General features: G+C 41.4%; 15 protein-coding genes. All 15 read left to right on the forward strand.

Annotation, left to right across the window (positions count from 1 at the left end):
* The 15 genes from JMN12_RS13360 to JMN12_RS13430 all read left to right on the forward strand — a co-directional run bounded on the left by JMN12_RS13360 (position 1) and on the right by JMN12_RS13430 (position 17,017).
* Complete coding sequence (locus JMN12_RS13360; RefSeq protein ID WP_203139729.1) at positions 1-1,389, forward strand: aromatic amino acid ammonia-lyase; 1,389 nt, start codon at positions 1-3, stop codon at positions 1,387-1,389.
* A gap of 5 nt (positions 1,390-1,394) precedes the next feature.
* Positions 1,395-2,528, forward strand: coding sequence for a lactonase family protein (locus tag JMN12_RS13365; RefSeq protein WP_203139731.1), 1,134 nt, complete (start codon positions 1,395-1,397; stop codon positions 2,526-2,528).
* A gap of 50 nt (positions 2,529-2,578) precedes the next feature.
* On the forward strand, positions 2,579-4,246 hold the full coding sequence (locus tag JMN12_RS13370; protein WP_203139732.1) for a formate--tetrahydrofolate ligase: 1,668 nt from the start codon (positions 2,579-2,581) through the stop codon (positions 4,244-4,246).
* A gap of 122 nt (positions 4,247-4,368) precedes the next feature.
* A complete protein-coding gene (locus tag JMN12_RS13375) occupies positions 4,369-4,944 on the forward strand; it encodes a TerD family protein (RefSeq protein ID WP_203139734.1) in 576 nt (191 codons plus the stop codon).
* A gap of 328 nt (positions 4,945-5,272) precedes the next feature.
* Positions 5,273-6,376 (forward strand): toxic anion resistance protein, encoded by a 1,104-nt coding sequence (locus JMN12_RS13380; protein WP_088593686.1) that lies wholly within the window; start codon positions 5,273-5,275, stop codon positions 6,374-6,376.
* A gap of 3 nt (positions 6,377-6,379) precedes the next feature.
* On the forward strand, positions 6,380-7,336 hold the full coding sequence (locus JMN12_RS13385) for a hypothetical protein (RefSeq protein ID WP_203080734.1): 957 nt from the start codon (positions 6,380-6,382) through the stop codon (positions 7,334-7,336).
* Between the two features lie 48 nt (positions 7,337-7,384).
* Entirely contained in the window at positions 7,385-7,939 is a 555-nt protein-coding gene (locus JMN12_RS13390) for a TerD family protein (RefSeq protein ID WP_203080735.1), read from the forward strand.
* Positions 7,940-7,995: 56 nt separating this feature from the next.
* Entirely contained in the window at positions 7,996-8,655 is a 660-nt protein-coding gene (locus tag JMN12_RS13395; protein ID WP_088593689.1) for a TerD family protein, read from the forward strand.
* A 180-nt stretch (positions 8,656-8,835) separates the two neighbouring features.
* On the forward strand, positions 8,836-9,474 hold the full coding sequence (locus tag JMN12_RS13400) for a vWA domain-containing protein (RefSeq protein WP_203080736.1): 639 nt from the start codon (positions 8,836-8,838) through the stop codon (positions 9,472-9,474).
* Positions 9,475-9,476: 2 nt separating this feature from the next.
* A complete protein-coding gene (locus tag JMN12_RS13405) occupies positions 9,477-10,115 on the forward strand; it encodes a vWA domain-containing protein (RefSeq protein ID WP_002679473.1) in 639 nt (212 codons plus the stop codon).
* A 52-nt stretch (positions 10,116-10,167) separates the two neighbouring features.
* Positions 10,168-11,550, forward strand: a complete 1,383-nt coding sequence (locus JMN12_RS13410) for a hypothetical protein (protein ID WP_203139736.1) — start codon at positions 10,168-10,170, stop codon at positions 11,548-11,550.
* A 58-nt stretch (positions 11,551-11,608) separates the two neighbouring features.
* Complete coding sequence (locus JMN12_RS13415) at positions 11,609-13,072, forward strand: hypothetical protein (protein ID WP_203139737.1); 1,464 nt, start codon at positions 11,609-11,611, stop codon at positions 13,070-13,072.
* Positions 13,073-13,087: 15 nt separating this feature from the next.
* Positions 13,088-14,131, forward strand: a complete 1,044-nt coding sequence (locus JMN12_RS13420; RefSeq protein WP_203139739.1) for a TerY-C metal binding domain-containing protein — start codon at positions 13,088-13,090, stop codon at positions 14,129-14,131.
* Positions 14,131-15,507 carry a PP2C family serine/threonine-protein phosphatase gene (locus JMN12_RS13425; protein WP_203139741.1) on the forward strand — a complete coding sequence of 459 codons (1,377 nt, stop codon included), beginning with the start codon at positions 14,131-14,133 and terminating at the stop codon, positions 15,505-15,507. Before JMN12_RS13420 ends, JMN12_RS13425 begins: the two co-directional genes overlap by 1 nt.
* Before the next feature lies 1 nt (position 15,508).
* Complete coding sequence (locus JMN12_RS13430) at positions 15,509-17,017, forward strand: helix-hairpin-helix domain-containing protein (protein ID WP_203139743.1); 1,509 nt, start codon at positions 15,509-15,511, stop codon at positions 17,015-17,017.
* Positions 17,018-17,279 lie beyond the last annotated feature (262 nt).

Here is a 17,279-nt window from a genome sequence, read left to right on the forward strand (position 1 = left end):
ATGGAACACTATATTTCTAACGAAGTCCTTCTTTTAGAACAGCTTATTGCAATTGTAGAAGGCGATACACAACTAAAACTCTCGGAAGAGGCGGTGATTAATATCGAAACGTGCCACCGCTTCCTCAGCGATTATTGTAAAAAAGACCCTGAAATTCTAAACCGACTTTCAGTGGGCTCTATATCATTGTTGCGCCACTATGCTTGTGGTATAGGCGAGCGTATCCCCAATGAGATTGTCAAACTGATGCTCTTTCTCAAAATACAATCGTTTTCCTATGGCTATAGTGGGGTGCGATTGGCTTTGGTGCAACGCCTCATCGACTTTTATAATCAAGAGGTCTTTCCGGTGGTGTATTCTAAAGATATCCCCGATGAACGCATTGCTCTGGCACACCTCGCTTTACCGCTCTTTGGTGAAGGCGAAGTGTGTATACACAACAAAATCTATTCAGCTCAAGAGCTGGAAGCTAAATACGGTTGGCAACCTCTATCCTTGGAAATGCGCGAAGCCGATGCCTTGCTCAACGGCACTCAGCTCACCACTGCTTATGGCATCTACAACCTTAGTAAATCGCTGAAAATCATCCAGTGGGCAGACTTTGTATCATCGGTTTCTACCCAAGCCTTTGGTGGCAACCTCTCGGCATTTTCGGAAGCTATGCAAGTAGTACGCCCCCATAAGGGACTTGTGGAAACGGCTCAGCACCTGCGCACCCTATTAAAAGATAGTACCCTCGCTGCACAACCGCAAGCCTTCTCATCTATGCCCGAAGCTTTTTGCTCTATTCCTCAAATACACGGAGCTGTTCGCGAGTCGATTGCAGCCATTCGCAAGGTGATTAAAACCGAGATGAACTCAGTTACCGATAACCCTATTCTCTTCCCTGAGACCCAAGAAATTATCTTTGGAGGCAACTCACATACCCTGCCCCTCACCTTGGCAATGGACTTTTTGGCGATTACCCTCACCAGTTTGGGCAATATCAGCGAACGACGTGTGTTCTACTTGCTTTCTAATCTCGGCAAAGAGATAGAAACAGAAATAGATTACCCTATTTTCCAGCGTATCATAGAAGGAATATTGAATGAAAACCGTCGTCTTTCTATTCCTGCAAGCATCGAAAGTCCTATTTTGTTTGAAAAAACAATAGATATTAAAGGAATGGGAGGTAGTTCGGCTATCAAATGCGAACAAGTAGTAAAGAATATAGAAGAAATATTAGCCATTGAATTGATTTTAGCTACTTCGCAGTGGAAAAAGAAGCATTTTGACTACCATTCTGCTTTGTTTAAAGAATATCTTACCTTTATGGCAGATGAGGAAGTAACGACCCTCAAGAAACAAATAGAGCACACCATACAATTTTTTAATAACACACAAAATTAGAACTTATGAAGAAATTACAAACGTTTTTAACTATAGTCTTTGCACTATTAACATTCATCACCTTTGCCCAAGATAATAAATTGATAATGTATATAGGCACTTATACTGAAGAGAGTAATTCTAATGGTATTTACACCTATCATTTCAATCAGGAGAACGGTACTTTTGAACTGCTGAGCAGTGCCACCGCTGCCAATCCTTCTTTTGTAACCTTATCGCCCGATGGAAAACGCCTATATGCCGTAAGTGAATATAACGATGGGCGACAAGGAGCCTATTCTTTTGATGTGAGTGAAGATAAAGTACAGCTAAGCAATCCTATATTCCTGCCTACGGCTCCTAAAGAATCCTTGCCACGAGCAGGTGCCGACCCTTGCCATATTGTAACCGACGGTAAATACGTCATCACAGCAAATTATACAGGGGGCGACATCAGTGTTTTCTCGCTGGATGCAGAAGGTAAATTAAAAGCAGAGACACAACATATTGCTTTTGTAGGAAAGACACCCAAGCGTGTAGCACATATCCACTGCATTATTCCCACCCCCGATAAAAAGTATATATTAGCAACCGATTTGGGCAACGACCGCGTGTATCGTTTTCGTTACAACAAGAAAGCACGTAAAAACGCTGAGGTACTGACCGCTCAGCGAGTAGCTTACGAGGTGAGTGACGGACAAGGCCCTCGCCATCTTACTTTTAGCAAAGACGGTCGTTTTGCTTATCTTATCAACGAATTAGGAGGTGAATGTGTGGTACTCAGCTATCACAAGGGTAAACTGAAAGAAGTACAGCGTATAATGGCTGATGAAGGTGGCGGGCGTGGTAGTGCCGATATACATATCAGTCCCGATGGGCGTTTTCTGTACACCTCTCACCGATTAAAGAAAGATGGTATTGCAATTTTTGCTATCGACCCTGAGAAAGGTACTTTAACCAAAATAGGCTACCAACTCACAGGTATTCACCCCCGCAATTTTGCTATTACCCCCAATGGTAAATACCTTTTAGTAGCTTGCCGAGATGATAATAAAATTCAGGTTTTTGAGCGTAATGAAGCAACTGGAGAACTCACTGAAACCGCCCAAGCGATAGAAGTAGATAAACCCACGTGTATTGTGTTTGGAAAATCCAACTAAAATCACTACTTTTGTCGCACAAATTATTAATTCTCAATTGTTCATTGTTTATGACCGACTTAGAAATCGCCCAAAAAGCACAGATGCTCCCTATCAGAGAGGTAGCTAAAAAATTAAACATCAGCGAGGACGACCTCGACCCTTATGGAAAATACAAGGCTAAATTGCCATTGTACCTCATCAATGCTGAGAAGATGAAAAACAGTAAGTTAGTGCTTGTTACGGCTATTACGCCTACCCCTGCGGGTGAGGGCAAGACCACGGTGAGCATTGGTCTGACGGAAGGACTTAACAGAATAGGCAAAAAAGCGATTGCCGTATTGCGTGAACCGTCGTTAGGACCTGTTTTTGGTATCAAAGGAGGGGCTGCTGGTGGTGGCTATTCGCAAGTGGTGCCTATGGAGGACATCAACTTACATTTTACAGGCGACTTTTCGGCTATTGAGAAGGCTAATAACCTCTTGGCGGCTGTCATTGATAATAATATCCAGAGCAAAACACACTCTATAGGCATCGACCCACGCACCGTAGTTTGGAAGCGCGTAATGGATATGAACGACCGCGCACTACGCCATATAGTGGTAGGTTTAGGCGGTGCTACGCACGGTGTGCCTCGCGAAGACGGTTTTAACATCACTCCTGCTTCTGAGATTATGGCCATATTGTGCTTGTCAGAAAGTTTTTCTGACCTGAAAAGGCGTATTGGTAACATCTATGTAGGCAAAAAGTTTGACGGCACCCCCGTATTTGCCCGCGATTTAAACGTGGTAGGGGCAATGGCGCTACTGCTCAAAGAAGCTATCAAACCTAACCTTGTGCAAACCCTTGAAAACAATCCTGCTATCTTGCACGGAGGCCCCTTTGCTAGCATTGCGCAAGGTACAAACACTGTGTTAGCTACCAAAATGGGACTCTCATTAGGCGACTATGTAGTTACCGAAGCTGGTTTTGGTGCCGACCTTGGGGCTGAGAAATTCCTCAATATCAAATGTACTTCAGCAGGCTTAGCCCCCGACGCAGTAGTGATTGTAGCAACTATCCGCGCCTTGCGTCATCACGGAGGGGCTAAAAAAGAAGAGTATAACACTCCTTCCTTGCAAAAAGTGAAACTCGGTATTGCCAATTTGGAAAAACATATCGAGAATGTTCAACTTTTTGGTCTCAAAGCAGTGGTAGCGATCAACTATTTCCCTAACGATAGTGAGGAAGAAATCGCCTATATAAAAGAAGTATGTGCTCAAAAAGGAGTGCAAGCTATTGTGAGCAAAGGGTTTAGTGAAGGAGGTAAAGGTACTGAAGAGCTCGCCCACGCGGTGGTCACTATAGCCCAAAGTGGTGAGAGTCATTTTAGTCCGTTGTATAGCAATGAAGCGAGTATAGAAGAAAAAATAACAGCAGTAGCTACTAAGATTTACGGAGCGAGCAAGGTGAATTACAATAGTAAAGCCGTAAGTCAGTTGAAGCAAATCAAAACATTAGGCTTTGATAAAATGCCTATTTGTATAGTGAAAACCCCTAAATCGCTCAGTGATGACGAGAAGAAACTCGCCCGTCCTACCGATTTTGAGGTAACCGTGCGAGAGTTTGAGTTTGCCTCAGGGGCGGGCTTTGTAATTCCAATCTTAGGCGATACTGTGCGTATGCCGGGACTCCCCAGTGTGCCTGCCGCCGAAGGTATGGATATAGATGACGAGGGCGTCATCACGGGACTCTCGTAATTCGCTAATTCTCAAATTTGAAAATTCTCTAATTATTATTATCTTTGCCCCGTATTAATTAATAAAATAACAAACTCTTCAATTGGCTAATTTGCTAATTGACTAATTAACAAATCAATATTATGGCAATCAATCTACAAAAAGGACAACGTATAGACATTGGTCTACAAAATTTAACTATAGGCTTAGGCTGGGACCCTAATGAGGGTACTGGCTACGATTTCGATTTAGACGCTTCAGCTTTTATGATAGATGCACAGCGCCTTATCCCTTCTGAACCTTTCTTTGTGTTCTATGGCAATACCGATTCTCCCGATGGTGCCCTCCACCACACTGGCGACGACCCTACAGGAGGTAACAGTGCCGATGGCGACGACGAGAGTATACAAGTAGACCTCGCTAAAGTAGATCCACGAGTAACCGAAATTCTTTTCGTGGTAACCATTCACGATGCACTCAACCGCAAACAAAACTACGGACAAGTGCGCAATTCGTATATCCGCATCGTCGATAACGCTAACGGTGAAGAGGTAGCTAAATACGAATTAGGCGAAGATTTTTCTATAGAAATGGCTGTAGAATTTGGTCGTCTCTATAAACACAATGGCAAATGGAAATTTGAAGCCTCAGGCATTGGCTACAAAGAAGATTTAGCATTTTTCCTTTCTAAATACTACAAAGGCGAAATCATTAAATAACTTAACAACACTTTGTAAAAGTCCTTAATATTTGTGTCGCTACACTTTGCCAAAGTTTTAATTGCTCGTCGTGCTACGACCTTTGGCAAAGTTCATTGTCTTGACAATCTAAACAATTCACCGTCAGGTGAAAATTCGTGAGATAATAAAAAAATAAAGACTTTTATGCACTCCCAATTTCGTGAAAATTCGTGTAATTCGTGGGAAATTAAAAATATTTTTTACTGATTGTTTAATAATTACTTACGCCGAACTCACGTTAATTAATAATTCATTTGTGAAATTCGTGCGAGTTTTTAATAACTCACATCAAAATATCTTAAACATTATGGAACAAACTTTAGAACTACAAGCACTCGATACAAACGCTCAAGTAATCGATAAGAACGGCAATGTAACCCTTCAAAACCTTACACCTGCCGATACCTCTAAGTACGAACTCATCGCTGCCAATATAGAGGAAACAAACCCTAACTCGGTAATCAACTTTGGTGCTGAGTTACAAAATACATTGGCTTCACAAAGTGATAGTTTTTTAAACAATGTACGCCGCTCTAATGCTGGTGAGGTAGGCGAGCTCATCAATAAATTGCTCATAGAACTCAACTATGTAGATGTAGATGAACTCGAAGGTAATAGCTTTAAAAAATTCTTGCGCAAAATACCGCTCTTGGGGCGTATGGTAACTACAGTAGATAATATTTTTGCCAAATACGACAAAATAGTGAACAACATCACCGATATTTCTAATAAGGTGAATGCAGGTATCATCAATTCTACTAAAGATAACGCGGTGTTGCAAACCATTTTTGGTAGCAATGTCGATGCCATTAAAAAGATTGAAGAGTACATCATTGCAGGTAGTTTGCGTTACGAGAAAACCAAACAAGAACTCGCTCTGATGGAAGCAAATCCCGATGCGTATCAAGATTATCAAATTTCCGATAAACGCGACTTCGCCAACCGTTTAGACCGCCGTTTAGCCGATTTGAAAGTCGTGCGCTTTATTATGTTGCAATCATTACCTCAAATCCGATTGATACAGAACAACAACGTGTCAATAGCCGAAAAAGCACAAACCATCCTCACTACTACTTTGCCTGTTTGGAAAAACCAACTTACGCTGGCTGTAGCCTTACATCGCCAGCAACAACATATCGAGGTACAACAACGCGTATCGCAAACCACCGAAGAAATTTTGCGCAAAAACGCTCAGCGTCTCCAACAGAATACCGTAAATGTTGCTCGTGCTAACGAACAAACAATTGTGTCTATCGATACCTTGCGTGAAACTACCACTTCACTCATCAACACCCTCAATGAGGTAAAACAAATCCAACAACAAGGAGAGCAAAGTCGCCGCTTGTTGGACAACGAATTGCAAAACTTAGAAACAACTCTTAAAAACCAATTGCAAAACAGAAAGTCATAACACTTGGGAACAGAAACAAAAATACTGAATGATAGCAAACGGAGGTTGCAAAAACTTAAAATATTAGAGAATTTTTTTAAACAACCCGACTTGGTAGGTATAGTGGTACGTACCGAGATTATCCATTCATTTTTTGAAAAAAATGCCGAAGCCTTAGATGTGAACAAGTTAGAACTGTTCCACTTGCAGTATACCGATAGCCTTATTGAGCTACTCACCAAACTCAAAAAGCAAAAAGAAGCTGCCATCATCAATATTGATACTGAAATTGCAGCCCATCAGGATTATATTGCGCAGCTGGCACGCCAAGGTAAAGCCGAAAACCGTTTTGAAACCGACCAGCGGTATCACGAAGCTGAGGTATCGGCGGTGTTTCAAGCCGCTTATAGTACCCTCACAGGTAGTTACAAGCCTTACAATCTCACGGCTATCCGCAGTTTCCCTAACCTCTATGCCGAGGAATATTTTCGCGACGACGATGATATCACACATCTGTTAGTAGTGCCAGGAACGAAACTCTACACCTTGGAAGGGCTGAGTATTGAGCGCCTATTGCTCTCCCGTTTGGCGAGCAAAAACTTCAAAGTGCGTTTTATGTGTGGTTTCAATGTAGATTTCCAACTCTTCGAGCTGTTTAGAATCCTCGGCTCCGATGATGAGTTTATTTGGAATCTGCAAACCAATGGCTTCTATTTGCTAAAAGATGCCTTCAAGCACCAACTGAATCGCGAAAAAAACGTGAGTAACGGTCATTCGTTAGTAGGTGAATTGGAACGCAAAATAAGCGACTTAGAAGAAAAACGCAAAGAGATACGCAACAGTTTCCCCGAGGATGTAAAAGAACTCTTGGCAAAGTACTGTGAAACCATTGACAACAACAACCTTGCTGAAGAACAATTGAATATAGAGGAAGAAAAAAACATCCTCACCTCTATGCTCGATTTAAACCTAAACAAGTAACATTCCAATTAGCAAATCAGCTAATTGACTAATTAATAAATTATTTTTATGGCAATCAACTTACAAAAAGGACAAAGAGAGAGCATCAATGCTCCTAAATTTACTGTAGGTCTGGGTTGGGATACGAACAGCTCTGCTACAGGTACTGATTTCGATTTAGACGCTTCTGTATTTATCTTAGGCGAAAACAAAAAATTGTTGTCGGACAATCACTTCGTTTTCTACAACAACCTCAAATCTCCTAACGAAGCAGTAGTGCACACCGGTGACAACCGTACAGGAGCAGGCGATGGCGACGACGAGCAAATCCTTGTCGACCTCTCTAAAATAGAACCTAATGCAGCCGAAATCTGCATCGTGGTAACTATTCACGAGGCTGCTCAACGCGGTCAAAACTTCGGGCAGGTACGCAATTCATTCATCCGCATTTTCGATTCAGTTACCAATCAAGAATTGCTAAAATACGAATTGGAAGAGGATTTTTCTATCGAAACAGCCGTAGAGTTCGGTCGTATCTACAAACGCAATGGCGAATGGAAGTTCGAAGCTGTAGGTATGGGTATGAAAGGCGGTTTGGAAGATTATCTCAACAAATACAATTAACTGAATTATAAACCTCTCAATTGGCAAATCTGCTAATTGATAAATAAATTAAATTTATGGCAATCAATCTACAAAAAGGTCAAAAAATCGACCTACGCAAAGAATCTGGCGAAAAGCTACAAAACTTCTGTATTGGAGTGAACTGGGGCGCTATCGAAACTAAAGCTCTCTTTGGTTTGATGAAAAACAAACAAGATGTCGATTTAGACCTTAGTTGTATCCTCATCGACGACAATAACAATGTGTGCGACCACCTCTATTCTCCTTTGTATAACCCTCAAATCTTACAACAATTTGGGATTCCTAAAGGAAAATTAGATTCCAATGACGGCGCTCTTCACCACACCGGCGACGATTTGCAAGGCGATAAAGGAGGTGACGATGGTCTTGATAACGAAATTATCACTGTAAACTTAGATCGTGTAGCTCCTAATGTATCTAAAATCTTCTTCTTCCTCAACAACGTAGGTAAAGAAGACTTTTCACAAATCCCTTATGCTAAAATTCGTATGTTCGAAGGAACACCACAGCGTGTAAACTCTGTATTTGCCTCTTACAACGTAGCTGCCGAACCTGCTTACGCTGGTAAACGCGCTCTTATTTTGGCAAAACTCTACAAGAGAAATGGCGAATGGAAATTTGATGCTATCGGTGACCCTGTCGACGATTCTTTCCTTGGTCAAACCATTCACCGTATTGTTCAAAGTTATTTATAATCTAAAAGAGATTGTTCAAAAAGTACAAAAATTGCCTTTGTGTCCCTACACTTTCGTAAATTTGACTGCTCTGATAATCAATTACTTTTAGAGTATGTTATGTAGGGGCGTTTTGCAAACGCCCATTGCAAACGCTCGTACAAAAAACTTTTTGGACAATCTCTTAAAATATGTAATACAATGAGACGACTTCCCGTATACCTCCTCTTAGATACTTCCGGATCAATGACCGGCGAACCTATTGAGGCAGTGAAAAATGGCGTGCAAATGATGATTCATTCGCTGCGCCAAAACCCTCAGGCTATCGAAACCGCTTTCGTGAGCATCATCACTTTCGATTCCGATGCTAAACAACTTATCCCTCTTACCGATTTGGCTTCTTTCCAAACGGTAGACCTTAAAGTCGCTGGCACAACAGCTCTCGGTGCAGCTCTAAGCCTCCTCGCCGATAAATTGGAAAATGAAGTTACCAAAACAACTCTCGAACAAAAAGGCGACTGGAAACCTATCGTTTTTATTATGACCGATGGTGTTCCTACCGACGATTGGCAAGCGGGATTCCAAAAACTCAAAGCCGTAAAAAAAGGATTGATAGTGGGATGTGCCGCTGGTAATAACGCCGACGATAAAGTGCTCAAGGAAATAGCCGACCAAGTAGTGCGCCTTAGCAATACCGATGCCGATAGTATTGGCAAATTTTTCCAATGGGTATCTGCCTCTATTGCCACTACCTCTACCAAAGTAGAAGAAACAGGTATCGACCTTACCAAAAAAGACCAACTCCCACCTCCACCAAGTGAATTAGTAATTGTTTCCTAACGATGAACAGACGACTCTTAGCTTATTTTCTTTTAGACACTTCAGGCTCAATGAGCGGTGAACCTATCCAAGCCCTCAACAACGGCTTCTATGGGCTCATCAATATGCTACGCAACGACCCTCAGGCGATGGATTCCCTCCATTTGAGTGTCATTACTTTCGACCGTGAAGTGCGCAACATCATCCCGCTGATAGATTTAGCTTCTTTTCAGCCTATCGAAATCAAATGTCCCGAAAGTGGACCCACTCACACTGGTGAAGCCCTTGAAATGGTGTGTGATTTGGTAAAAACTGAACTCATCAGAGGTTCAGCGCAACAAAAAGGCGACTGGAAACCGCTTTTATTTATCTTTACCGATGGCAAACCTTCCGATATACAGAAGTATCGTGAATATATCCCTAAAGTAAAAGCCTTAGATTTTGGTGTGATTGTAGGTTGTGCTGCAGGGCCAAAAGCCGAAGTGTCCTACCTCCAAGAACTCACCCCCGATGTGGTAAAACTCGATACCACCGATGCCAATATGCTCACTACCTTTTTCAAATGGGTAAGTTCATCTATAGAAATGGGCGGCAAATCACAAGGCACCGGCGAATCTATGACTCTCCCACCTCCACCCCGTGAACTCAATTTAGTAGTATAGAAAGGATTATGATTAAGTAAATAATTCTCATTATTAATTTAAAATTCATCAAATGAAAACTCTTGGTCTTATCAAAAAAATATTCCTCCTACTTATAGCAGCTGTTACATTGGTAGCTTGCTCTAAAGGTAGTGATAACAACGAGCCTACTCCTAAACCAGATCCTAAACCAGACCCCAAACCTAATCCTGAGGTTAAAATTCTTGATTTAGGATGGGCAATCAACCCTAATATCAACCAAAAAGAACAGCACTACATCACTTTCTACACCCAATCCACAAGTGCACAGATTGAAATAAATGCTATCGGTAAAGGATGGGTAGACCTCAATAACAACGGCCTTCAGGATGACGATGAGCAAACCCAAGTGTTTACTAATTCCCCTAAAAACTATACTTTCAAGAGTGCGGTGGTAACTTTCTATGGAAACTTTACTCGTTTTATAGCAAACAAAGTTAAGATAAAAAATATTGATCTCTCTCACTCTCCAGCTTTGAAAACCTTATCTCTTGAAAGAAATGAACTCGCTCACTTAGATCTTAGTAAGAATATTGCTCTCTCTGAAGTTTGGATCAATAACAACCAAATTAACGAAGAAGCTATGCTTGCAATTGCCCAAAATATTCCTAAAAAAGAAATTAACAACAAGGCTACTATCTTTCTGCAATCTTTTAAAGAAGGTACTTCCGAGGCAAATAAAATTAACAAACAGGTGTTAGACCTATTAACTGATAAAAACTGGGAAGCAAAGTTTTATGAAAGAGATGAGTACAAGGAATCTTATGATGACGACCCTTTCCCTATGGAAAATATCCCCACAGGTGATTATGGCATCTATATAGGTAATAAACAACTTACAGCTACCAATTATTGGAAGATTACCTCTGAGAACTTCCCAGCTCTTGAATCTGGTGTTATTCGCTATAAACCCAAAAAACGTATTCTTATCCTCAATGGAGCCTCTATTAAAGTTACAGAGGATACAGATGGTATTTCTCAAACAGAAAAAAATTCCGCTGATCTTACCATTGTACTACAAGAGAATAATAAAATCTATTCTAAAAATCATTCTGCTGTTGCGGTACTTAATGGAAGTTTAAAAATTACAGGAAATGGTACCCTCAATTTATTTACAGAAGCATATCTAATAAGAAATATCAATGTAATAAAGGATCTTACCATAGAAGGAGGGTGCTCTATTGAATCAAATGGTCAAATAATTGCAAAAAAAACACTTGTTGTTAATCGTTCAAATGTCTATGTAAAAGGAACAAGTCAGCCTGTTATGGTAGGTGTTGAAGCTCTCAAACTTCTAAATTGCAGAGTAGACTCTCCCAAAGGAACTTCTATAAAAAAATGGCAAGATCATTTCTTTACCTTTATGAAATCTAATAACTACGACTATTGTACAGAAATTAAAATAGTAGCAAACTAAATCTATCTAGAAAAACTTACGTTAAGTAACATTACAAAATTAATAAAACTACATAAATATGAAAAAAATAATTTTATTCAGCATCGGAGTTTTCTTTTTGATAACAAAGGCATTAGCTCAAGATATAAAAATAAAAAAAGGAGAATTGCTCATCGATGGTACTCCTATCGCAAAAATAAGCAGTAAGGATAAAGTGGTTAGCTATTCCGATTTGTCAGGCAATTTCTTGTTTACTGCCGAAGCCCCTTATGCTACAGTTTCTGGCAACAGCACTCCCGAGAGATGGTTGCGCTTTAAAGGTGCTAACAACAATGTAAGAGAAATATCTCTCCCTTACTCCTTTAAACTTACTTTTTCAATAGAAAAGTATGTTACAGATGCTATCTTAAAAACAATCCCTGAATTACTCCCTCTAAAAGGAGCAAATAACCAGTTTATTAATCAGTTTTTCGCTTCTCAAGACCAGCCTTTCTCTGATAGATGGGACGCTATTTACGAAGAAGAACGCGAAGCTACCAGAACAGAACAAGAGTTAGCAAATGCTGATAAATTAAGAATAGAACAAAACAATATACTCAAAGACGGCAATAAAATAGGAACTATTTCTGCAAAAGTTTCCAAAATGGATAATTTTATGAACAAACCTGCTGCCTACAAATATACTGTAACCGATGAAAACGGAGGTCAGGTTGCTTCTTTAGAATATGAAGCAAAAGCTGATGGCTTTTACATCATAAAAACTTATGACCAAAAAGAGTTTAGCATATTGTCAAAACTTATAGAACCACAACCTGATAAAGCTCCTGGCTATGACCCTTTAGCTAAGCGTATTGTACAACGTTTATATGCTAATGGTTATCCATTTGGCGATATGACTGTAGCTTTTGAACAGTTTTTAGAAGCTAAAAAACAAGAAGCTAAAAGAAAATACAATGAAAAAAGAGAAGAAGCTAAAGTTGGTTCAATGAATTTATACAATGTAGCTGGCTATGTAATCGATAAAAACAATGAGAAAAAAGAAGGTGCTTTGACCATCGAATTTGAGTCAATTGAAAAAAGAATGGGCGCTACTCTCCCCGATAGATCTACACTCGGAAGACTTCTTAAACTAAAAGACCAAGCAGGTAATGTTATTACTTTTAACGCTGATGACAAAGTGAAATTCTGTGCTGAAGGTCATTGTTATTTAGGAGTAGAACCTCTCGAAAACGATTATATGAAAAGCAGTAGCTTCGCCGACCCTTATACCTATCAGTTCTTTGAAATTCTATATGAAAAAGATGGAAATTACGTATTGAATCACATCGCCTATCCCGATGATTATTTACTGAAAGTAAAAGGTAATGACAAAGCTATTTATTTAGGTGAAAAAGGAATTTTCCGCACTAAAAAACCTGAAAAAATACAACGTTTGCTCACTAAATACCTAAATTGCCCCTCTATGGATCCAACTAAATATAACACCTTCACAAAAGAAGGACTTATTGAAGTGATTCAAGACTACCAAAAAAACTGTCAATAACTCTTATCTAAAAAAATGCGCAGACTCCCCATTTATTTCCTCCTCGACGTCTCCGAATCAATGGTCGGTGACCCCATAGAACACGTGCAAGATGGTATGGCTACAATCATCAAAGAACTCAAAGCCGACCCCTTTGCGCTCGAAACCGTTTGGCTCTCTATCATTGGCTTTGCTGGCAAAAGCAAGGTCATTACGCCTTTGCAGGATATCATCACTTTCTATCCGCCTAAAATTCCTATCGGTGGAGGTACTTCCCTTGCTAATGGGCTCAACGAACTGATGAACGCTATCGACCGCGAAGTAGTCAAAACTACCCTCGAACGCAAAGGCGATTGGAAACCTCTCATTTTCCTTTTTACCGACGGTGTCCCTACCGACGACCCCGCCCAAGCTATCGAACGTTGGAATACTCATTACCGCCGTAAAGCAAACTTAGTGGTGATTTCGTTGGGTGAGAACACAAACTACAACCTCTTAGGGCAACTCACCGATCAAGTCTTGCAGTTCAACAACACCAATGCAGCTGCTTACAAAGAGTTCTTTAAGTGGATTACCGCTTCTATTAAAACCACCAGCGAGCAGGTGAACAACACCAATACCGATGCTATCAAGCTCGCCAAACCCGATCATCACCTCATTGAAAGCATCGACCTCACCAAGCGCCACGATGTCCCCGATGAAAACTTCGTGGTCATTCGCGGGAAGTGCTCTAATACCCAAAAACAATATCTTATCAAATTCCAAAAAAGCTCTCGCAGTTCGCGTATTTACGGAATGCAAACCCGTATCTATATGCTGCAAGGAGCTTATAAAATAGACGAGAATAGCTACAGAGAATTTTCTAACGAAACGAACTATGCCCTCAAAGTGTCGTCGGACGAGCTGATGGGCAACCCTTCTTGCCCTTGTTGCGGCAATGCCTACGCTTTGGCAACCTGTTCTTGTGGAGGCGTGCACTGCATCTCTGGCGAAGGCGAGAACAGCTGTCCGTGGTGTGGCTCAGTGGCTAACTACACTATGTCCGATGAAGATTTTGACATCAATAGAACCTTAGGCTAATGGACGAAATTATACAAACCATCATCAAAGGGGAACACCCTAATGGGCAACCCAATCCACGTGTAGAAGCCAAAGTGCTCTCTATACTCTCTCAGTCCGAAAAAATTAGCAGTTTAGCGCATCAACTACAAGAAGAAGTGAAAGAAAAATACCATATACATTACGAAATTGAATCTTTTTTAGATGCTCATTTGCCAATTGCCAATGCCAATGCTAAAAAAGACTATAATTTTAGCTTTAATTTAGAGGAATTTCCGCATATACACATCACTCATATCAGTCCTTTAGAAGAATTGGGGCTTATTTTCTCCCCCGATACACACACTATTATAGGAAAACCTACAATGGCAGCGAGTACCGAGTTGGAAATTCATTTCTATTGCACTCAAGACCCCGATTTGATCGAACGTGTAAAGCGAGTGCCTTTCATCATCAACCCCGACCCTAAAGACCTTTGGCAAGATATTCCTTTGGATAAAGAAGCGCGTTTCTACAAAACCGAAGAAGCTACCCTAAAAGCTTCTTTCTTAGACAAAAAACTCGTAGTTGCTTCTAAACGTGGCAGGTCACACGCTCACCAAGGAGGCGCTCGCGACGACGATTTCTACACTTTACCTTTGCCTAACGATTGGCAAGTGATAGCCGTCGCCGATGGTGCAGGCTCAGCTAAGTTTGCACGCAAAGGCTCCGAAATTGCCACTCATTTCATTTGTGATAGTTTTAATGATAGCGATTTCCTAAACACAATCGACCAAGAGGTGGTTGCTTATTTCGCAGCAGCCAAAGACCTCACACATAAGAGCAATATTGTAAATGCCATTTATCGCAAGTTGCGAGAACTTTTCCGTTATTTAGAAGATTTTGCTAACGCCGAAGAAATTGCGCTGAAAGACCTCCATACAACACTCATTTTTGTCTTGGCTAAGAAGTACGATTTTGGCTATGTGCTACTCACCTTTGGTGTAGGCGATTGCCCTATTTGTATTCTAAACGAAGCACAAACCGAAGTGCAATTGCTCAACCTATTAGATATAGGTGAATTTGGTGGAGGCACACGTTTCATCACTATGCCCGAGATTTATTCTAACGATGCCGAAATACCCGTCGGTAAACGCTTTGGCATTCATCGCTTTAACGATTTTTCTAAACTATTCCTAATGACCGACGGCATCTACGACCCTAAGTTTGTAGTCGAAAACAACCTTACTAAAATAGAATGTTGGAATAATTTCTTAGCCGACCTCAATGGAGAGAACGACGACCATTGTCAAGTTGATTTCCAAAACGATAACCAAATAGATCAGCAGCTCCTTCAGTGGCTCGACTTCTGGAGCAAAGGCAATTCCGATGATAGAACCCTCGCGATTATTTACTAAAATGAATACAATCACTGTAAAATCAATTATAGATACTTCCAAATCCTACCAATATGTAGATGATGGCAACCCCAAACGTGGGGGAGTGAAAGACGTATATTTCTCTCCCGATCGTCGTTATGTGGTAGCTTTCTTCCGTGAACCCTTAGATTTTAACCAAAAAGAACGCATCAAGCGCATCGTCTCTCTGTATTTAGAGAATATCAAAAAAGGTAATGCCCCCGATTATTTCCTCAACGAGATTTTTCGCTGGCCTTACGATGCCGTCGAAAAAGACGGTAAAACAGGCGTGATTGTCCCTATCTACGACCGTAAATTCTTCTTTGCCAAAGGACGTCTTGCCGACGACGGACTCAAAGGCGAAGAAAAAAAAGGTAAGTGGTTCACTACCCCTTCCTTTCGCGACCCTCAGTATCCCCTTTGCTTAGATCCTTCAGAGTTAGGCGATTGGCTTAGCTATTTCCAAATCGCTATCAATATCTGTCGTGGCATTAAGAAAATGCACCAAATGGGGCTCGCCCATTCCGACCTCTCTTACAACAACATCCTCATCGACCCCGTAACCAAATCAGCAAATATCATCGACTTAGATGGTTTGGTGGTACCTGGAATGTTTCCTCCAGAGGTCATTGGCACCGCCGATTTTATAGCTCCCGAAGTGCTTAGCACCAAACATTTAGACTTCAAAGACCCTAAACGTGCACTGCCTAACCAAAAAACAGACTTGCACGCTTTGGCAGTACTTATATATATGTATCTCTTGCGACGCCACCCGCTCAAAGGTAGCAAAGTATGGGATTTAGATGCCGAAAAAGACGAGTTGTTGGCGATGGGGGAGAAGGCTCTCTTTATAGAACACCCCACCGATGCCACCAATCGTGTAAAACCCGACCAGTTGCGCAAGTGGGACACTTTTTGGGGTGACCCCGCCAAATTGCCTTATACCGTTACAGGACCCTATCTCACCGAACTCTTCAATCGCGCTTTCATCGACGGATTGCACAACCCAATGTTACGCCCTATTGCTAACGAGTGGGAAACAGCTCTGCTTAAAACTGTAGATTTGATACAACCTTGCAGCAATCCAAGTTGTACACAAAAGTGGTATGTATTCGATAATACCGCTCGCCCTAAGTGTCCGTTTTGTGGTACCCCTCACCGTGGCAGCCTTCCTATCGCCGACTTGTATTACAATGCCGGCAACAATGTGTGGAAACCCGAAAACCATCGCCTGATGATATACCACAACCAATACCTTTTCAAGTGGCACGTATCGCGCAAGCTCATCCGCAACGAGAATCTCACTAACGACGACAAAAAGCCTGTAGGTTATTTCACCTTTTACCAAAACAGATGGGTACTCGTCAATCAATCCCTTCCCGATATGAAAGACGTTACCGAAAACAAACCCATTCCCATTGGTACAATGGTAGAACTCACCAATGAGAAAAAAATAAAGCTCTCAAACGACGAAGGCGGCAGATTACTTTACATCACCTTAGTAAATTAATTTCCCCAACCACCCAATCCCATCACCAAATCCCACCACCAAATCCCACCACCACCCTCTTTTTCTCTAACCCCCACAGTTCCCACCGCCTCCCACCACTCCCATCACTCACATCCCCCGAAAAAACTCTCACCCCTCCCATTCCCTTCGAGTTTCTCCTAGTCCCTCCGAGTTCCTCTCCACCGTTCCCACCGCTCCCACCCCATCTCCACCCGCACAACTCCTCCCTTTCCGGTTAGTCCCCCTTCGGGGGTTCGGGGGC

This window comes from Capnocytophaga genosp. AHN8471 (assembly GCF_016806945.1).
Taxonomy (GTDB): Bacteria; Bacteroidota; Bacteroidia; order Flavobacteriales; family Flavobacteriaceae; genus Capnocytophaga; species Capnocytophaga periodontitidis.